General features: G+C 65.2%; 21 protein-coding genes. 6 read left to right on the top strand and 15 right to left on the bottom strand.

The genetic code is table 11. The features are described from left to right. Positions 1–6: 6 nt before the first annotated feature. From A5790_RS11030 to A5790_RS11020, 3 genes are all read left to right on the top strand, one after another. Positions 7–1473, top strand: a complete 1467-nt coding sequence (locus A5790_RS11030) for an adenylate/guanylate cyclase domain-containing protein (RefSeq protein WP_066843581.1) — start codon at positions 7–9, stop codon at positions 1471–1473. A gap of 29 nt (positions 1474–1502) precedes the next feature. Then, a complete protein-coding gene (locus A5790_RS11025; protein WP_066843579.1) occupies positions 1503–2801 on the top strand; it encodes an MFS transporter in 1299 nt (432 codons plus the stop codon). Between the two features lie 117 nt (positions 2802–2918). After that, complete coding sequence (locus tag A5790_RS11020) at positions 2919–4223, top strand: MFS transporter (protein ID WP_066843655.1); 1305 nt, start codon at positions 2919–2921, stop codon at positions 4221–4223. On the opposite strand, the gene A5790_RS11015 is transcribed toward A5790_RS11020, so the two are convergent. From A5790_RS11015 to A5790_RS10950, 15 genes are all read right to left on the bottom strand, one after another. Continuing rightward, positions 4140–4715 (bottom strand): isomerase, encoded by a 576-nt coding sequence (locus tag A5790_RS11015; protein ID WP_066843577.1) that lies wholly within the window; start codon positions 4713–4715, stop codon positions 4140–4142. The genes A5790_RS11020 and A5790_RS11015 overlap by 84 nt on opposite strands. Then, positions 4715–5941, bottom strand: coding sequence for a cytochrome P450 (locus A5790_RS11010; RefSeq protein WP_066843575.1), 1227 nt, complete (start codon positions 5939–5941; stop codon positions 4715–4717). The genes A5790_RS11015 and A5790_RS11010 overlap by 1 nt, the downstream gene beginning before the upstream one ends. Further along, entirely contained in the window at positions 5938–7107 is a 1170-nt protein-coding gene (locus tag A5790_RS11005) for a cytochrome P450 (RefSeq protein WP_066843571.1), read from the bottom strand. The genes A5790_RS11010 and A5790_RS11005 overlap by 4 nt, the downstream gene beginning before the upstream one ends. Further along, positions 7104–7526, bottom strand: coding sequence for a hypothetical protein (locus A5790_RS11000; protein WP_066843569.1), 423 nt, complete (start codon positions 7524–7526; stop codon positions 7104–7106). The genes A5790_RS11005 and A5790_RS11000 overlap by 4 nt, the downstream gene beginning before the upstream one ends. Next, the gene (locus tag A5790_RS10995; protein ID WP_066843565.1) at positions 7523–8581 is read right to left on the bottom strand and encodes a dihydrodipicolinate reductase; all 1059 of its coding nucleotides are present in this window, start codon (positions 8579–8581) and stop codon (positions 7523–7525) included. The genes A5790_RS11000 and A5790_RS10995 overlap by 4 nt, the downstream gene beginning before the upstream one ends. Beyond that, positions 8574–9623, bottom strand: a complete 1050-nt coding sequence (locus A5790_RS10990) for a dihydrodipicolinate reductase (protein WP_066843562.1) — start codon at positions 9621–9623, stop codon at positions 8574–8576. Before A5790_RS10990 ends, A5790_RS10995 begins: the two co-directional genes overlap by 8 nt. Continuing rightward, the gene (locus A5790_RS10985) at positions 9620–10843 is read right to left on the bottom strand and encodes a cytochrome P450 (protein ID WP_066843560.1); all 1224 of its coding nucleotides are present in this window, start codon (positions 10841–10843) and stop codon (positions 9620–9622) included. Before A5790_RS10985 ends, A5790_RS10990 begins: the two co-directional genes overlap by 4 nt. Continuing rightward, positions 10840–11283, bottom strand: a complete 444-nt coding sequence (locus A5790_RS10980) for a hypothetical protein (RefSeq protein WP_066843557.1) — start codon at positions 11281–11283, stop codon at positions 10840–10842. The genes A5790_RS10985 and A5790_RS10980 overlap by 4 nt, the downstream gene beginning before the upstream one ends. A 16-nt stretch (positions 11284–11299) precedes the next feature. Then, on the bottom strand, positions 11300–11995 hold the full coding sequence (locus A5790_RS10975) for a hypothetical protein (protein WP_066843554.1): 696 nt from the start codon (positions 11993–11995) through the stop codon (positions 11300–11302). Then, the gene (locus A5790_RS26390; protein ID WP_255361544.1) at positions 11980–12108 is read right to left on the bottom strand and encodes a hypothetical protein; all 129 of its coding nucleotides are present in this window, start codon (positions 12106–12108) and stop codon (positions 11980–11982) included. Before A5790_RS26390 ends, A5790_RS10975 begins: the two co-directional genes overlap by 16 nt. 13 nt (positions 12109–12121) lie before the next feature. Continuing rightward, positions 12122–12925, bottom strand: coding sequence for a CbbQ/NirQ/NorQ/GpvN family protein (locus tag A5790_RS10970; RefSeq protein ID WP_066843551.1), 804 nt, complete (start codon positions 12923–12925; stop codon positions 12122–12124). A 32-nt stretch (positions 12926–12957) separates the two neighbouring features. Further along, the gene (locus tag A5790_RS10965) at positions 12958–14493 is read right to left on the bottom strand and encodes a nitric oxide reductase activation protein NorD (RefSeq protein WP_066843548.1); all 1536 of its coding nucleotides are present in this window, start codon (positions 14491–14493) and stop codon (positions 12958–12960) included. 157 nt (positions 14494–14650) lie between these two features. Beyond that, complete coding sequence (locus tag A5790_RS10960; protein WP_066843653.1) at positions 14651–15253, bottom strand: TetR/AcrR family transcriptional regulator; 603 nt, start codon at positions 15251–15253, stop codon at positions 14651–14653. 58 nt (positions 15254–15311) lie between these two features. After that, the gene (locus A5790_RS10955) at positions 15312–15992 is read right to left on the bottom strand and encodes a hypothetical protein (RefSeq protein ID WP_156616988.1); all 681 of its coding nucleotides are present in this window, start codon (positions 15990–15992) and stop codon (positions 15312–15314) included. A 79-nt stretch (positions 15993–16071) separates the two neighbouring features. Next, entirely contained in the window at positions 16072–16671 is a 600-nt protein-coding gene (locus A5790_RS10950) for a TetR family transcriptional regulator (RefSeq protein WP_066843542.1), read from the bottom strand. 74 nt (positions 16672–16745) lie between these two features. On the opposite strand from A5790_RS10950, the gene A5790_RS10945 reads away from it, so the two are divergent. Genes A5790_RS10945 through A5790_RS10935 form a run of 3 tightly spaced genes read left to right on the top strand, consistent with a single transcriptional unit; the run spans position 16746 to position 18847 of the window. Then, complete coding sequence (locus A5790_RS10945) at positions 16746–17534, top strand: SDR family NAD(P)-dependent oxidoreductase (RefSeq protein WP_066843541.1); 789 nt, start codon at positions 16746–16748, stop codon at positions 17532–17534. A 12-nt stretch (positions 17535–17546) separates the two neighbouring features. Further along, entirely contained in the window at positions 17547–18620 is a 1074-nt protein-coding gene (locus A5790_RS10940) for a dihydrodipicolinate reductase (protein WP_066843538.1), read from the top strand. Continuing rightward, positions 18617–18847, top strand: coding sequence for a hypothetical protein (locus A5790_RS10935; protein ID WP_066843535.1), 231 nt, complete (start codon positions 18617–18619; stop codon positions 18845–18847). Before A5790_RS10940 ends, A5790_RS10935 begins: the two co-directional genes overlap by 4 nt. Positions 18848–18860: the final 13 nt, after the last annotated feature.

Raw genomic sequence — 18860 nt, 5'->3', positions numbered from 1 at the left:
CACTGGGTGAGGCCACGCCGCCTGCTCACCCGGTACGTGGCCGGCCTTGCGTCTGCCTACCTACTGACGGCGATCGAGGTCATCGTGATCGTCGGGCTGCTGGCCGGGCGCAGCGTGGTCAACCTCGGCAATGCGATCACCGCGGCAGCGCTGCTCGCTGTCGGTACCGCCACGGTCGGCTTCAGCGCCGCCTACATCTTGCGCCCGGCGCTGCGGTATCTGCGCGAGGGGCGCCCTCCCACCGCCGACGAACGGCACTCGACGCTGAGGATGATGCGTCGCCAGGCCGCGGCCACGGTAGCACCGTGGATCCTCACAGCCGCGGTCCTGGTACCGCGGAACCTCGACGCCGGATCTGAGGCGCTGGCGGTGATCGGATCGGCGATGCTCTTCGGAACGATCGCCACGGTGTGCACCGGCTTCCTGTTCACGCTGCGGACGTTACGACCCGTATTGGCCAGCGTGACAGTGGATTCCAGCACATCGCGGTTGACAGCACCCGGGGTCCGGGCACGGCTGCTGCTGATGTGGACCGTGTGCACCGCGCTTCCGGGTGTGGCGATCGCCGCGCTGTTGGTGATGCGGAACAACGGATGGCTGATCGAGGAGACGGCCCCGATCGAGTTGGCGCTGATCGTGCTCGCGTTGGTGGCGGTCGTGCTCGGTCTGCGATCGCTGATCCTGACCTCGATGTCGATCTCCGACCCCGTTCAAGAAGTCGTGGCCGCGATGGGAGAGGTCGAGCGCGGCCATATCGAGCGATCCGTCGAGGTCTATGAGTGGTCCGAGATCGGCCGCCTCCAACGCGGTTTCAACAGCATGGTGGCCGGGCTGCGCGAGCGTGACAGGCTACGCGACCTGTTCGGCCGCCACGTCGGCGAGGACGTGGTCCGGCGAGCCGTCGAGGAGAACGAATCGTTGTCAGGCGACGAACGCGACGTCGCGGTGCTGTTCATCGATCTGGTCGGGTCGACCCGGTTGGCGGTCACCCACGAGCCGGCCGAGGTCGCCGGATTGCTCAACGAGTTCTTCCGCGTCGTCGTCGCGGCCGTGGATCAGCGGCACGGATTGATCAACAAGTTCCAAGGCGACGCGGCACTGGCCGTGTTCGGCGCTCCCCTGCGCGTCGATGACCCGGCGGCGGCGGCGCTGACGACCGCACGCGTGCTGGTCACCGACCTGCAGCGCCTGCAGCTCGACTTCGGGATCGGGGTGTCGGCGGGCCCGGTGTTCGCAGGCAACATCGGCGCCGAGAACCGGTACGAATACACCGTCGTCGGGGACGCGGTCAACGAGGCGGCACGGCTGGCCGACCGCGCCAAGGAGTTTCCCGCGCGAGCGCTGTGCTCGGGCCGCGCGCTCGAGCGTGCCGGCGAACCGGAACGGCGGTGCTGGGAGGCGCACGGGTCGGAAACGCTGCGCGGTCGATCCGCGCCCACCGACCTGTGGACACCCACCGCCGGACCTGGTTAAAGACGTAGGCGGGCGGGGAATACAGCGGCATGGCTGTGCGCACCGCAGAACCCCGGGCAGTTCGCAAAGCGGTTACCGGCGCGTCGATCGGCAACGCGGTGGAGTGGTTCGACTTCGCCATCTACGGGTTGTTGGCAACCTATATCGCCGACAAGTTCTTCCCTCCGGGTGACGAGACCGCCGCGCTGTTGAGCACTTTCGCCGTCTTCGCGGCCGCGTTCTTCATGCGGCCGTTGGGCGGCTTCTTCTTCGGTCCACTCGGCGACCGGATCGGCCGTCAACGCGTTCTGGCGCTGGTCATTCTGTTGATGTCGGCCTCCACTCTGGTCATCGGCCTGGTCCCCAGCTACGACTCCATCGGCGTGGCGGCACCGCTGATATTGCTGTTTCTGCGGTGTCTGCAGGGCTTCTCGGCGGGCGGCGAGTACGGCAGCGGGGCCTGCTTCCTCGCCGAGTACGCCACCGACAGACACCGCGGCTTCATCGTGTCGTTCCTGGTGTGGTCGGTGGTCGTCGGTTTCCTTCTGGGGGCGTTGACGGTCACCGGTCTCGAAACCGTCCTGTCCGAATCGGCGATGGATTCCTACGGTTGGCGGATCCCCTTCCTGATCGCCGGTGCGCTCGGCGTCGTCGGCCTTTACATCCGGCTGCAGTTAAGCGACACGCCGGAGTTCGAAAACCTGCGCGAGAAGGGTGAGGTAGCCACGTCGCCGCTGCGCGAGGCGCTGCGCACCTCGTGGCGCCCCATCCTGCAGATCACCGGCCTGGTTGTCATTCACAACGTCGGCTTTTACATCGTGTTCACCTACCTGCCAACGTATTTCACCGAGACTCTCGAGTTCACCAAGGTCGACGCCTTCGTCTCGATCGCCGTCGCGAGCATCGTGGCGATTATCTTGATCCCGCCGCTCGGCGCTCTGTCCGACCGGATCGGACGCAAGCCGCTGCTGTACTCGGGCGCAACCGGTTTCGCCGTCTTCGCCTATCCGCTGTTCCTGCTATTGAATTCGGGCTCGCTGGCCGCTGCCGTCGCCGCCCACGCCGCCCTGGCGGCGCTGGAGTCGGTGTTCGTGTCGGCATCCCTGGCCGCCGGCGCCGAGTTGTTCGCCACCAGAGTCCGCTCCAGCGGCTACTCCATCGGATACAACATGTCGGTGGCCGTCTTCGGCGGTACCGCGCCGTACGTGGCGACATGGCTCGTCGACCGCACGGGCAACCAGATCGCCCCGGCTTACTACGTGATCGCCGCGGCCGTTATCAGTATTGCGACACTTTTGACGATGCGGGAAACCGCGCGGCAGCCGTTGCGGGCAACGGTGCACACATAACGCACACAAGTGGGGCGATTTCGGCGTATTTGGTCGCGCTCATCGCAACCGGGTGCACCGAAATCGGGCATGGCACACAATCGATGCATGTCGACGGTGTCTTCACCGGTCTCGCCGATGCGCGTCGGGCTGGCCAGCTTCATCGGAACAACGGTCGAGTTCTACGACTTCCTCATCTACGGCACCGCCGCCGCGCTGGTGTTCCCGAAACTGTTCTTTCCCGCCGTGTCACCTGCCACGGGATTGCTGTTATCGTTCGCCACCTTTGGCGTCGGGTTCGTCGCGCGCCCCCTCGGTGGCGTGGTGTTCGGTCACTTCGGGGACCGGTTGGGGCGCAAGAAGATGCTCGTCTACTCGCTGCTCGTGATGGGGACCGCGACGGTGCTCATGGGGCTTCTGCCGACCTACGCCCAGATCGGCCTCGCCGCCCCGATCCTGTTGACCGTGTTGCGGCTCGCGCAGGGTTTCGCGGTCGGAGGCGAGTGGGGCGGTGCGACGCTGATGGCCGTGGAGCACGCCTCGGACCGCCGCAAAGGGCTCTACGGGGCGTTCCCTCAGATGGGTGCGCCCGCCGGGACGGCATGCGCGACGCTGGCCTTCTGGGCGGTGTCACGACTCCCCGACGACCAGTTCCTGGCGTGGGGGTGGCGCATCCCGTTCGTGGCCAGCGCCCTGCTCATCGTCATCGGCCTGGTGATCCGGCTGTCCATATCGGAAAGCCCGGACTTCGCGGCTCTGCGGCGGCGCGAACAAGTGGTGCGCATGCCGATCGCCGACGCGTTCCGCAGGCACTTAAAGCAGATACTGCTGGTCGCCGGGGCGTACCTGTCTCAAGGAGTGTTCGCATACATCTGCGTGGCCTACCTGGTGTCGTACGGCACGACCGTCGCCGGGATCGACCGCACGCAAGCGCTTTTCGGGGTGGCCGTGGCGGCGGTGGTAGCGGTCGCGACCTACCCGATGTTCGGAGCGCTATCTGACGGACTGGGCCGAAAACCCGTCTTCCTGGCAGGCGTGATCCTGATGGGCATCTCGATCGGCCCGGCGTTCGCGCTGATCAACACGGGCAGCGCGGTGCTCTTCGGTGTCGCGCTCCTGCTGGTCTTCGGCCTCGCGATGGCGCCGGCCGCGGGCGTGACCGGCTCGTTGTTCAGCCTCGCGTTCGACCCCGACGTCCGCTACAGCGGTGTGTCGATCGGTTACACCCTGTCCCAGGTGGTGGGTTCGGCGTTCGCTCCGACGATCGCCACCGCCCTGTACACGGCGACCAGAACGAGCAACTCGATTGTGGCCTATCTCGTTGCGGTTTCGGTGATCTCGGCGATATCGGCCTGCTTCCTACCGGGCGCGTGGACGCGACCGGCGACGGATCAACCGCGAGAACTCGACCATCGAACGGCGGACCGAGTCCAATTCGAGTGACACCAGCAGCGTGTCGACCATCGCGAACGGCAGAGTCGTCGCTACTGCACCGCGCCCGTATTCGATGTGCCACGACCCGGGATGGATGGTCAGGCCCCGCGCCTGCCCCTTCTCCAAGCATGTTCGCTCACCCGGAAGCAACGCCATTGCGGTGTTGTCGTCGGATTCGACGTCGTAGGAGTCGATCCGGCCCGCCATCAGGAACTTGTGGATCTGCACCCGCTTGTATCGACCGGAGAAACCCTGCGTGCCCGTCGGTGAACCGAAGATCACGATGTACTCACGTGGGCTGAAGTACACGAACCGCACCTTGCCGAGGATGCCGCCCGCTTTGCTCGCCACCCATCGTCCCGGTGTCGCATCGATGAGGTCGGGGTATGCGTCGGCGAGCAGTTCGACGGCGCGCGTGGTGAGTTCGCCGCTGTCCACGGGCAATCCGACGACCTGCTGGGCGACGCCGTGCAGCACGTCGGGATCGATCCTGTACCGCATCAACCGAACTCTATCGGCAGGCTCGTCGGTCCGCTCATACCCAGCAGCGGCTTCCACGGTGCCGGTCCGGCAACGCGCGGATTCGGCATTCGTCGCGCGATGATGACCAGGGCCTCGCAGAGCTCGCGCCGGGCGAGGTTGGCCCCCAGGCAGTAGTGCGCGCCGCCACCGAAGGTGAGGATGGGCGGCGGATCGCTACGGGTGACGTCGAAGCGGGCCGGGTCGTCGTAGACGGTCGGATCGCGGTTGGCGGCGTAGGTGTTGACGATGATGAACGTTCCGGCGGGAAACGTGACTCCGCCGACCGTGACGTCGTCGAGCGCACTTCGGACGGTGCTGCACATCGACGGGGAGTGGCGCATGGTCTCCTCAACGGCGCGCATCGCGAGGCCGGGCTGGTCCCGCAACAGCTCCCACTGCTCGGGGTGCTCGCACAACACCTGCATGGACGCCGCGAGCTGGCTTCGGGTGGTGTCGGTTCCGGCGATCAGCACGCTGAAGGCCAGCATGCGCAGCTCGCCGGCGTCGAGCCGGTCGCCGTCGTCCTCGGCGCGGATGAGCTCGGAGAGCAGATCATCGGTGAGGTCCTCGCGCCGATCGGCGATCATCTGGTCGATGTAGCCGTCGAACTCGTCCCAGGCCCGCAGGATCGTCGGTTCCTCTTCGACGAGATCGCAGTCGAAGCTGACGATTTTGAAGATGTCCTCGGCCCAGCGCGAAAACCGTTGCCAGTCCTGCCTGGGCGCACCCAGCAGGGCGCAGATGACCGGGATCGGGTAGGGCCTCGCGATGTCTTCGACGAACTCGCACCGGCCGAGGTCCGCGACGCGGTCGATGAGCTCGTTGACGACGGTGTGGATCGTCGGGTCCATGCGAGCGGTCGCCCGCGGTGTGAAGGCCTTAGAAACCAGACCGCGCAACCGGCGGTGTTCATCGCCGTCCATGTTCAGGATGCTGCGAGTCACCCTGTCCCACAGCTCCCCTGAGGTGATTCCGTGCGCCGACAGGTGAATGCCCCGCGGAATCCCGAACCGCGGGTCGCGCAGAACGGTCCTGGCCAGTTCGTAGGACAGCACCTCCGGTCCGATCGGGCCGAGCGCGACCGGCGCTTGCTTCTGCGCTGCCTGGAACTGCGGGTAGATCTCCTGAGGCGTCGCGGTGATGTCGTAGGTCAGCGTCGGCAACCCGGCGTCGAAGACGCTGGGCCGTCCGGCCTCGACGGTCACGGCGTCTTCCCGATCATGAGCGGCAGCTCGCGAAGCGCGCACGTCGCCGAGGGCCAGGCGATCTCGGGAACATAGCCCGGGCGGAGGTCGAACTGCGTTATGCGCGTCAGCCACTCGGTCACGACGAGTCGCAGCTCCATCCGGGCCAGGTGAGCGCCCAGGCACCGGTGCGGGCCGCCGCCGAAACCCCAGTGCTTGTGCAGTTTGCCGTCCATCACCAGATCGTCGCCGGAAAGCGGATCGCTACCGTCGCGGTTGATGGCGCCGACACAGAGCCGCACCTGCGCCCCTGCGGGCAACGCGACCCCCGCGACCGTCACGGGCCGGGTGGTCACACGCCCGAGCACCGGCGCGGCGGGTTCCAACCGGATCACCTCTTCGACGAAGGCGCCGACGTCGTCGGGGTTGTCCCGAAGGTGCCGACTCAGTTCCGGGCGCCGGGCCAGCTCCAGCATCGCGGCACCGATCGAGGCGGTGACGGTGTCGAGGCCCGCGAGGACAAACACCAGCGACATCCCCGTCGCTTCGGCATCCGACAGCGCATCCTCGCCGTGTAGAACGTCGGACAGTATGCCGTTGCGTGGCGATTCCCGCTGTGTCTGAACGGCTTCGGTGAGATAGCCGAAGAGCTCGGCCGCCGGGGTCAGATCCACACTGGTCGGATCCGTGGCCAGACTGACCGCGATGATCGCATCCTTCCAGGCGATCAGGCGTTCGCGGTCCTCGAGCGGAAGGCCGAACAACGTGAGGAACACCTGCGACGGGTACGGGACTGCGAGATCGGCCATCACTTCACACTCGGTGCGCCCGGCGATCTCGTCGATGATGTCGATCACCTGTGCCTGCAGCGACGGCAGCAGCGCGCTCAGTGTCTGCGGGCTGAGATACGGATGCAGGAGCCGGCGGTAACGGGTGTGCTCGGGGGGATCGAACCCGAGGGGTACCAGGGGCACCGGGCTGATCATGTCGTCGTAGTCGGTCCTCGACGAGAACGTCTCCGGGTCGCGCAGTGCCGCGAGCACATCGTCGCGCCGCGTGAAGTAATACCAGCCCTCGCCGTAGAGCACCGGCCCGAGGCCCCGCAGCTTGGCCCAACCTTCGCCGCGGTCGCGCGCCATCGGCAGATCCTCGTAGAGGACCTGCGTCAAGCCCGGTACCTCGGTCATGACACGTTGGTGGCCAGAAGCGTCACTGGGAGCCCGAGAACCGACAGATCGATCTCGTCGAGATATGAACCTTCTCCCGAGAATCCCTGTCGGAAACGGATACTCGATCCGTATCGCTGCGCGACGGACTCGGCCTCCGCGGCATCCGGCACCCGCAGCACGACGGTGTACACCCCGTCGCCGTGACGCTCGAGGAATTCGTTGACGTGCGCTGCCACCGAAGCGGTCGATCCGGGTACCGGGCTGATCAATTCGATGCCGCGATCCCAGTCCAGATGGACGCGCACACCGAGTTCGGTCAGTTCGGCCTCCTGAAGGGCGAACCCGAGCTCGGTGAACAACGCGGCCGCCTCGGCGCGACGTTCCGGCGCCACCGCGAACACGACGTGGTGCAAGCGCGGCTCCGCACTGGCCGTCATCTGCGCACCAGCCCGCGCGGTTGGATCAGGCCCAGGTCCACATGGGTCAGCCAACCCGGCGCCGCGTCGCAGACATCGGGGATGGCGTTGATCGCGCCCATCGCCGTCCAGGTGTATCCGGGGTGGGTCATGGTGCCGTCCGCGGCGACCCGGCCGTGCATCGTCAGCTCGGTCGGCGGATCTCCCTCGATGACGATGCGGTACCGCGTCCGGCCCCAGTCCCACGGCGGATCGAGTTCGTCGGGTCCGCCGGTCAGGTAGATGGCGTGGTACACGATCAGCGGTTCGCCATCGACTCGTGCGGTCCATGTGTGGTGTTGGGCAGCAACGGTTCCGCGCGTGATCGCACCCTCGTCGTGGGGGATGTCCTCGGTGGCGACCGCGGCCCGGACGTCTGCAGCGGTGACATCGTCGATGGTCACGCCCAGGCCATCGGCGACCATGTGCATCGATTGGGCGAAGAACGGTACGCCGAGGCCGAGGATCGTCGGCTCCGAAAGGAACTTGTCCTTGTCCTTACCGAATCCCATCCAGTCGATGTGGTCCATCGGCGCATCGGTGAGCACGTTGACGACCTCCCACACCTCGACCCTGTCGACGCGGGAGGCGACCCGAGCGAGCGTGAGTGGCAGGATGTCACCGGCGTAGCCGGGGTGGATGCCGCCGGCGTGAAACGACGTGCCGCCGTCCACGCACGCGGAGCAGATCTTGTCGCCAGCTTCGCGGAAATGCTCTGTGGGATGGAAGAATCCGCTTGTGGTGACGACGTTCTTGCCCGACCGCAGCAGCCGGCACACGGTGTCGACATCCATGATCACCGGGGTGTAGAAGACGCAGTCCGCATCGAGAGTTATGACCGCCTCGACGTCGTCGGTGGTGATGACCCCGGTCTCCCCGATGCCGGCGATCTCCCCCGCGTCCTTGCCGACCTTGTCCTTGCTGTGCACCAGCACACCGACAAGTTCGAACACCGGGCACTGGGCGAAGTGTCGAACTCCGACCTGGCCGACGTCGCCGGTCATCCACTGGATCACGCGATACTTCCGGTCAGACATTGAGGACTCCTCTCGGGAGCAGCAGCGGCAGATCGGTGTAGGTCGCGATGCCCGGTGGCGCGGCCACGACGGCCGGGATCGCGGTGATCGCGGGCATCGCGACGATCGACAGGCCCAGCATGATGTAGTCGTCGATGGTCTCACCGACGAAGCCTTCCGGCGGAAGGAAACTCAGGGTGGTCTTGATCGTGGGTGTGCCTTGTACCTCCACGGTGTAGCCCATGTCGAGTTCCCAATCCGGTTCGAGTGTCTGGCCTTTGCGCCACCGGCCGCGGATTTCGATGACCTCCTTGCCGCCGACGATTCCTTTCCAGCCGACATCGACTCCGGCGACACAGCCTTTGGCGATCAACCAGTCGCCGGGCAGTTGGAGGTCAGCGGTGGTCTGCGCGTATGCGACGTCGCAGCGGACCTCGTCGAGTTGGACGCCGAGTGCGTCAGCGACGAGCAGGACACCGTCGCGGAAGATGGCCGAACCCTTCTCGGTGATCGACTTGAGGTCCGGATGGTCGATCGGATACCCGAAGCCCATCGGCTTCTCGGTGTCCGGTGAGTTGTAGATGGTGGTGTCGATGGCCTCCACGACCGAAACCTTGTCCACGCGTTCCGACAGCCCGGCCGAAACGACGGCGAAGAGTTGGATGAACCCGGGGTTGATCCCGCTACCGAAGATGGTCGAGCCGCCGTCCCGACAGGCTTCGACGATGCGGTCGCGGTCGTCGCCGAAGAAGTGTCCGGTGATGAACTCGGACGTGGAGACGATGTTGACGCCCGCGCGCAGAATCCGGACCATCTCGTCCACATCGGCGAACATCGGGTTGTAGACAACGCAATCCGGCTCCAGCGCCAGCAGGGCGTCGACGTCATCGGTCGCGGACACGCCGAGCGCGTCGATGCCGCACAGCTCCCCCGCATCGCGACCGACTTTGTCCTTCGACCACGCATAGCAGCCGATCAGCTCCAGCTGCGGATTGTTCGCGACGGCGCGGACAGATCGCTTGCCGACGTTTCCCGTCGTCCATTGGACGATCCGATACGTCATGCCGCCGACCGTTCGGCGGGGCTGAAGACCACGGGCACCGAACGGAAACCGCGCGTAACCGAACTTCCGTGGAAGTGCGGCGAGGCATCCGGGTCGATGGCCAGATCCGGCATCCGCGCCAGCACCTGCTCGAGGCCCACCTGAAACTCCAAGCGTGCCAGATTCGAGCCGAGGCATCGATGGACACCCGCACCGAAGCCGAGATGGCGGTTTTCGCGGCGGTCGAGGACACACCGGCCGGCGTCAAGGAACTCATGCTCATCCCGATTCGCGGAGGCGTAGTTGACGATGACCGACTGGCCGGGCCGGAACGTCTGTCCGCCCAGCTCAACCTCTTTCGCGACGGTGCGCGGAATCCCGTGTATCGAGCCCCCGAACCGGATGAACTCCTCGACAGCACGCGGCAGCATCTCGCGATCCCCGGCCAACCGGTCGCGTTCCTCGGGGTGAGTGGCCAGATAGTGAAACGCGAATGACATTGCACTCGCGGTGGTCTCGAGACCCGCTTGCACCAGCAACATCGCATTGGAGACGACGTCGGCGAACGACAGCTTCTCCCCGTCGATCTCGGCCGACAGCAGCACATCGATCATGTCGTCCTGCGCGGCAACGGTGCTGCGCGCTGCGACCGCGTCGGAAATATGTTGATAAAGCCCGCCCCAGGCAGCCATCCGCGAGTCCTCGGTGACCCCGTTCAGAGCGGTGTCCGTCAACTCGATGCACAGCGGCACGTCATCGATCGGCATCCCAAGGAGATATTTGAAGAACACGATGCCCGGCTGCCGCCATGCCACCTCGGCGAGATCCCCTGCTCCTCGTTCGATGAAGCCGTCGATCAACCGGTCCGTTTCCTCGCGAATCTGCGGTCGCAGCGCCTTCATCCGGGCGGGCGAGAAGTACGGGTTGAGAACCCTGCGGAACTTCTGCTGCCGCGGCGGATCCAGCGTGATGACCAGATCGCCCGCGAGGTGCTCGGACGCCTCCGGTGTCGGATTGCTCGAGAAGTGCTGCCAGTCCTGCAGGATCCGGTAACACTCGGCGTACCGCACCGCCACCCATGCGCCGCCGGGCGTCGCGGAGAGGAACGGGTGGTCGGTATGGGCGAACGCCGACTTCTGCCGCATCACGGCGTAGACGTCGTAGAGGAAGGCGTTGTTGTTGAAATCCTCGTGCCGAAGATCCCAGTTGTCCGCGTGTTCGGCCGCCGACTTGCCGCTCACGGAGCCGAATCTTCCTGCTGCTGTTGGGCGGCCTTGCGGGCTTCGCTTTCCTCGTGGATCCGCACGAGCTCGCGGAACCCGATCCGGTCGTACTTCGGCACCGGCTGGATCCCCCACTCGTCGCGTGCGGTGTCCTTGCCTTCGGCGCCCTCAGGCGGACCCAGCGGCGGATACGGAACCTTGCACTCGAGCGTGTCGTCGGAGTAGCGGACCTTCAGCAGGCCGCTGCAGATCTCGGTGAGGCTCAGGGTCGGGTACCCGTACCACACCGCCATGAACGGCAACGTGAACGCGCCCTCGATGACGAGTGCTATCAAACACACCAGGACCGCGCGCTTGATGTACTTGTGCATCCGCGCGTAGTACGGCGTGGTGCCCGGGGGAAGGTCTTCGGCCGGGTCTTTCTCATCGGTTGTCGATGGGCTCGCAGGTGGTGTCATGACGTGCTCCTTTTGTTCAGTCCGAGAAGATTTCGCGGTTGACCGTGTGGAGATACGGGATCGCGAGGAACGGGGTTATGTAGAAGATGTCGTAGAGCCACCACCCGATGACCGGGAACAGCACACCGGCGTACCGGGCGTCGGCATACATCGTCATGTTGAACACGTAGGCACACCAGATCACCACACCCATCCAGCAGGTGATGATCATCCACTGGTGGCCCCAGCGCTTCATCTGCAGGAAGCCGATCGCCGCGGCGCAGCGCATCGCGAAGACGGTCAGGATCAGGCCGGCGACGTACGCCTTCTCGCCCGGCACCGCGGAACCGCCGACCCACGGCTCGTTGTAGTGCCAGAAGTAGGCGGCGTCGAACATATGACCCCAACCGATCATCAACACACGGTTGATCAGCGTGTGGTTGGCCACCAAGTCCAGCGCCCAACCGAGGCTGTTGAGCATGCCGTCGATCAACACCAGGTATCCGATGAGGGTGACGATCATCGGTCGCACCGAGAGGCCCGCGCGTGCGGCCTGGCGTTGCAGCCAGACCCCGCGCATGAAGATGGGGAAACCGATCAGGCCCGGCGCCCACATGCCCATCAGCGCGGCGCCCACGATCATCCACTTGTCGGCCCGGCGTTGCGCGACCCGCGATTCTTCGTGGTGGTCTTCGAGACTGACTGTGGCGGTCGCGGTCACAGCGACCACCATCCCCGGTCGAATGACATGTAGAGCTGGATGAGGAACATCGCCAGCAGATAGCCGTAGATGACGATCTGCAGGATGATGAGCGCCTTCTTGCGCTGCTTCTCCTTGGGGTCCATCTGAACTCCCTTCTCAGTTCGGGTTGCTCGAGTTGTTGGCGGCGGCCAGGCTGGCCACGGCCACTTCACGCAGGCCTTCGGTGACCGCACCGTCGCTGGACAGCGGTGCGAGAATGCAGGCTTCGGCGGCATCCAATTCGGTTGCGCCCGCGGCGATCAGGTGTGCGGCGGTGACCAGCACGCGGGTAGACGGCGGCTCGAAGTGAAACGCTTCGTCGGCGGTGCGGATCGCAGTGGCGCATGCGACGAGCCGGCTCGCCGCCGACAGCGGTATGCCCGTTTCGGCGACGATCACCTCGGCCTCACGGTCAGGCGGGAGATATCTCATCGGCAGCGTGACGAACCGCTGCCGAAACGACGGCTTGAGTTCCTTGAGCGAGCTTCGGTAGGCGGGGTTGTACGAGCACACCAGCATGAAGGTCTCCGGCGCCTGGACGACTTCGTCGGCCCGGTCCAGGTAGAGCGTGCGCCGGTGGTCGGTCAACGAGTGCAGCACGGCAAGTGAGTCGTGGCGCGCCTCGACGACCTCGTCGAGATAGCAGATCGCACCGGCCTTGACCGCCCGGGTCAGCGGTCCGTCGGTCCACACCACATCACCTCCGGTGACCATGAACCGGCCGACGAGATCCGAACTGGTGAGGTCGTCGTGGCAGCTGATCGTGACGACCGGGCGGCGCAGCAGCGCCCCCATGTGCTCGACCAACCGCGTCTTACCACAACCCGTCGGCCCGGTGAGCATGACGGGCAGGCGCTGGTGGTAAGCCTGCTCGAACAACTGGACCTCGTTGCTGTTCGAGTAGTAGGTGTCGGTGGTCATCGGTGCTCGAGCTCCTTCGGTTGGTTGTGCGCTCAGGCGGCGACAAGTTCGCGGTGGACGTGGGCGAGCACCCGCGGCAGGTCTTCGACGCGCCGGATGCGTTGGGAGCGGCGAGGTCCGAAGACCTCGGGCAGCGGGTCGACCCGGGTGGGTCCGACACCGACGTAATACATCGAGACGCCCGCGTCGTTGGCCTCCTCGACAGCGTGGGCGGCGTCGGCCCACGCGTAACGGCCCTCGTAACCCTCATCGGAGATCAGGCCGTCCCCGATGACGATCAGCAGGCGACGTTCGGAGGGCTGCGCCAGCAGGCGGCTTGTCAAGTGCCGCAGCGGTGCACCGAGCCTGGTGTAGCCGCCGGCCGACAGGCCGAGGCGGCTGGGCGGGACGAAGCGCCGATCCTCGAAGTCCTTGAGGCAGTTGACCTCGACCCGGTGCCGGGTGTTGCCGGTGAACACGAAGATGCCATGTCGTTCTCGGGCGAGCGTCATCGCGCGTGACAGTGCGTCGGCGCAAGTCAATTCGAGTTTGAAGATCCGGCCGCCGTGCACGCCCAGCGACGAACTGCCGTCCAACAGCAGCGCGGTGGTGACGTCGCGGCTGCTGGGCAGCAGTTCGCGGAAGATTCGCGGTTCGACGGCCTCCCCGGTGGCGAGGTCGATGTAGTGGTTCACATACTGCTCGACATCCAGGTCGGAACCGTCTTCGAGACGGTTCTTCATCGAGCGGTGGGTGTGTTCGCTGAACCACTTGCGCAGATCGGCCGACACCGTTCCGGGTTGGCGGTTGCGGCTGGCCTGAGCGCGTTCGAGCACCGCGACGTGGTCGCGCATGAAACTCTTTGTCAATTCGTTCCATTCCGGGTAGGGAATGCCGGGCCGGTGATCCGGGGTGAGATCGAGGTCGTTGTCCTGGGGGCGGCTGGGCGGCGGCAGGTTGGGGTTGCGGACTCCCCCGTCGCCGCCGACGGGAACGGAGTACGGACGCGGCAGCCGCTTTTGCGTCGTGGTCCACGGCATCCGGCCAAAGCTGCGCCGTAGTTTGTCCGACAGGCCCTGCGGCACCGTGTACGCCAGCGGCAGCCTGCCCACCACACCCGGGACGTCGCCGACCGGCTGGCCGTTGCGCGACACCGAGATCGCGTGTTCGAGCATCGCGTCGGCCGTCATATCGTCGGGCAGCATTTCCAGATCGGGCAGCAATCGCCGCGCTTCGACCACCAGCCCGGGCCAGTTGGCCGCGACCCAGCCCAATGCAACCCCGGCTTCGACCAGCGTGAGCGCACGAAGCTCGCGCCCGGTGAGTTCGTTGAGCCGGTAGTGGGCGAGGCGCTCCTTGGACGGTGAACATTGAAGCGCAACACCGCATGTCAGCGTTCTGCGGGTCCAGTCGCGGGCCAAAGACGGGTACGGCACCAGCACGTGATCCAGTCCCGGGTTCAGGCTGAATTGGCGATGCTCACCGGTTACCAGGCGCACCCCCTCGCGGCGTTGGCCGCTCAGTGCGACAGCGGTGACGGCGCAACTGCGTTCGACCGCCAGTGCGTGAGCGTCGGACAGATCAGTCATCGCGGCCCTAGAACGTGCCGAGGCTGGAGAACATCCAATACCAGAACCAGATGACCAGCGCGGCGCCGCCCCACGCCCCTACGTAGCGCAAGATCTCCCATATCCAAGCCCACACGTCGAACTCCTCGGTTGTTGTGTCGTTGCCTGTACGAACCCGTCATCGCACTTCCAAGCCGCGCATGGCGGTCGAGACCAACTTGGCCAGCATGATCTCTCGGGTCTTCGGGTTGTCGGTGGTGGTCAGCACGCCGTAGATGCCGAGCAGGAAGAAGGTCGCGCTGTAGAAGGCGTCGACCTCCGGATGGACTTCGCCGTCGCCGCGGGCGCGTTCCAGTTCGCGCACCAGCAGGACGATCACCGGATGGTCGGTCCAATCGTCTTTGTGCGGCCTCGTCGGCGAGAAGTGCAGCGCCAGCAGTTCGTTGAAGAGCACTGGGCCGAAGCGGTGTTCCAGATCGGTCACCAGGTCGACCACTGCGGTCAACGTGGTCACCAGATCGTGGCGGTGTTCGAGGAACTCCGCGAACTCCGCGGCGATGCGCGCCTCCTGGCGGCTCTCCAACTCCAGGAGCACGTGTTCCTTGCTGGGGAAGTGGAAGAAGAACGTGCCGTGCGCGACACCGGCCGCCGCGGCAATCATGTTGACGTCGGCGCCGGCCATCCCGGACTTCGTGAACTCCGTGACCGCCGCGCCGAGGATGCGTTCGCGCGTCTGCAGCCGTTGCGCTTGACGCGCCGACACCTTCACCTGTGATGTCATGGTTCGCTCTTTGTATCCCATGGACTGACTGAAGTCAATGAGTTCAGTCAGCCGAGTCTCAGTCGGTGAAGATTTCCCTGTTCACCGAATGCAGATACGGAATCGCCAGGAACGGGGTGATGTAGAAGATGTCGTAGATCCACCAACCCACGACCGGCAGGATCACCCCGGCGTAGCGGACGTCGGCATACATCGTCATGTTGAACACGTACACGCACCAGATCACCACGCCCATCCAGCAGGTGATGATCATCCACTGGTGGCCCCAGCGCTTCATCTGCAAGAAGCCGATGCCGGCGGCAATGCGCATACAGAACACCGTGAGGATCAGGCCGACTTCGAGCGCCTTCTCCCCCGGTCCGGCCGCACCGCCGATCCACAGTTCGTTGTAGTGCCAGAAATATCCGGCGTCGAACATCGCCCCCCAGCCGTTCAACAACACTCGGGCCAGGATCGTGTGGTGGGCTACCAGGTCCAGGGCCCAGCCGAACACGTTGATCGCGGCGTCGACGATCACGCAGTATCCCAGCAGCGTCACCAACATCGGCCGCACCGACAGCCCGTTTCGGTGCGCCCTGCGCAGCAGCCACACTCCGCGCAGGAACAGGGGCAGCCCGAAGATTCCCAGCGCTGCGGTGCCGATGAGCACACTGCCCGAGATGAGCCACTTGTCGGCCTGGCGCTGCGCCAGCCGCGAGGCCTCCGCATGCTCGTCCAGCCCGCTTGCGGTTGCGGTCATTGCGGGCGAATTCACAGGCACCTCCTGAAACCGGTAAGTGCCCATGAGCTTGTCAGTGGGGCTGACTCAAGTCAACCAGTCAGCGCACCTCGATACCGCGCAATGTCCTGGCGATGTAGTCGTCGAGCATCGCGCTCTGGGTCGGCCACTGGGTCGTGGTGGTGAGCAGTGCGTACAGGCCCAGCAGGAAGAACACCGCACTGTTCATCGGATTGACGTCGGGGGCCACTCGGCCGGCCTTCTGGGCGCGTTCGATCTCGCGGGCCACCCTGACGATGACAGGGTGTTCCTGGCTCTCGTCGGCCGGTCGGCTCTGCGAGAAGTGCAGTGCGATGAAGTCTTTGAACAACTCAGCACCGAGACGACGTTCCAGCCCGAGTACCAACCGGACGGCCTCTTTGAGAATCGCGGGCAGGGTGCGTTTGGAATCCGCGTACCGGCCGAGTTGTTTGGCGATGCGTTCTTCCTCGCGGCGCTCCAACTCGAGCAGCACATGTTGTTTGGTCGGAAAGTGGAAGAAGAAGGTGCCGTGGGCAACTCCGGCAGCAGCGACGATCGCTCCCACGTCGGCATCGGCCATTCCCGCCCGCTTGAACTCGGCGATGGCCGCGCCCATCAGTCGCTCTCGCGTCTGTAGTCGCTTGGCCTCGCGCGCCGATGGCTTGTCTACCACTGCCATACGTCGACGATATCAATACTTTCGTTGGCTTCACATTTGTGATTGACTGCGGTCAGTTTGACGGAGGAGGCTCAATGGCGTTGGAGCAGTTCAATCTCGATGGGCAGGTGGCGATCGTCACCGGAGCCGGCAAGGGCGTGGGCCAAGGTATCGCCAGGGTGCTGGCCGAAGCGGGTGCGACAGTGGTCGGCACCGCACGCACCGAATCCGACATCGTCGCGACGATCAAAGGCATCGAGGAAAGCGGCGGTAAAGGACTCGCCCTGGTGGCCGACGCGATCAACCGTCCAGACGGCGAACGTGTGGTGAACACGGCGATGAATGAGTTCGGGCGCATCGACATCCTCATCAACAATGTGGGTGGTTCGACGTTCGGCTCGTTTCTCGATATCACCGACGAGGACTTCCGGCACACCTTCGACTGGTGTGTCACGTCAGCGTTCATCATGAGTCAACTCGCCGCCCGTCACATGATCGAGGCCGGACATGGCAACATTGTCAACATCTCCTCGGGATCAGCACGTTTCGGCATCCGCGCGCTTACCGCGTACTGCGTCGCGAAGGGTGGGCTCGAAGCGCTCACCCGGGCGATGGCCCAGGAGTTGGCACCGAAGATCCGCGTCAATGCCATCGCACTCGGCTCATTCGCAACCGAGGGACTGCAAAGCGGCCTCGATATGATGCCAGGGGCACTGGACACGATGCTCTCGCTCACTCCGCTGCATCGGCTCGGCGACGTCGAGGATCTCGGTCGGCTCTGCGTCTACCTCTCGACCAAGGACTGCTATGCGACCAACGCCATCTTCCACGTCGACGGCGGAATAGACTCGAACAATCTGCCGCTGCCCATACCCGACTACTGATCGAGGCTTGAAATGCGAAGAGTGGTCCAGTTTTCAACCGGTAATGTTGGACAGCATTCGCTGAAAGCCATCATCGGGCGACCCGACCTGGAGCTCGTCGGTGTGCACGCCGCCAACCCCGAGAAGGTGGGGCGCGACGCCGCCGAACTGTGCGGCCTGCCCGAACCGACCGGGGTCATCGCCACCGACGACATCGACGCGCTGATCGCCCTGAAGCCGGATTGCGTGGTTTACACCGCGCTGGGCGAGACCCGGCCGATGGAAGCGATCGAGCAGATGTCGCGCTTCCTGGCCGCCGGAATCAACGTCGTCGGCACGTCGATGGTGTGGCTGGTGACACCGCACCAGATCGACGACTGGCTGCGCACGCCGTTGGAACAGGCTTGCACTGAAGGTAATTCCTCGCTGTACGTCAACGGAATCGACCCGGGGTACTCGGGTGACACCGCGGTCCTGTCAGCATTGAGCCTGGTCACCCGTGCGGAGTCGGTCACCGTCCAGGAAGTCTTCGACTACGGGAACTACGACGATTACGAGTACACCGGCACCGCAATGGGATTCGGCAGCAAACCGGGCGACGAGCCGGCGATGGCCTTCCTGCCGGGCGTCGTCACCACGATGTTCGGCGGGCTGGTGCGCAACATCGCCGATCATCTCCGCGTCGAACTCGATGACGTCACCGAGCGTTTCGAGCCCTGGTACACCGATCAGCGCATCGAGTGCAAGATGATGACCGTCGAACCCGGTGGGCTGGCAGGTGTGCGCTTCGCCGCCGAAGGTTTCCGCAACGGTGCGCCCCTCATCACCGTGGAACACACCACGCGACTCACTCCCGCGGCCGCACCCGACTGGGAGTACCCGCCTGAAGGACACAGCGGCGTGCACAAGGTGATCATCGAGGGTGAGCCGCGCGTGGAGGTCAACACGCTGCTGTCGCACCCGGTGCTCGACGTCACCGAAGCGGGTTGCGTTTCCACCGCTGCTCGCGTCGTCAACGTCATCGACTGGGTGTGCCGGGCCCCCGCGGGTCTGATCTCGATGGAGGAGATCCCGCCGGCCGAGATGGTCCGCGGCCTGATCTGGTGAACAGCCTCGTACCGCCCACTGTCCGTCAGGCGCGGTGGCTGATCCTCGGCGGGATATTTGCCCTCGTGCTCGGTGTGCTGCGCGGATACGCGTTCTTCGCGCACGGTGGCCTGATATTTCTGATGCTGAGCGTACTTTTCGTCGGCATCGGGGCGGCGTCGATAATCGCCTCGGTGCTGAGGCTGCGGTTGGGCGACCCGCCGCGTGACGGTGACGCACGCCGCTGACCGAACGCCAGCG

Origin of the sequence: Mycobacterium sp. 852002-51152_SCH6134967, assembly GCF_001667105.1 — a bacterium.
Lineage (GTDB): Bacteria > Actinomycetota > Actinomycetes > Mycobacteriales > Mycobacteriaceae > Mycobacterium > Mycobacterium neumannii_A.
The sequence above is the reverse complement of the archived record's forward strand: the minus strand, read 5'-3'. Positions and strand labels throughout refer to the sequence as shown.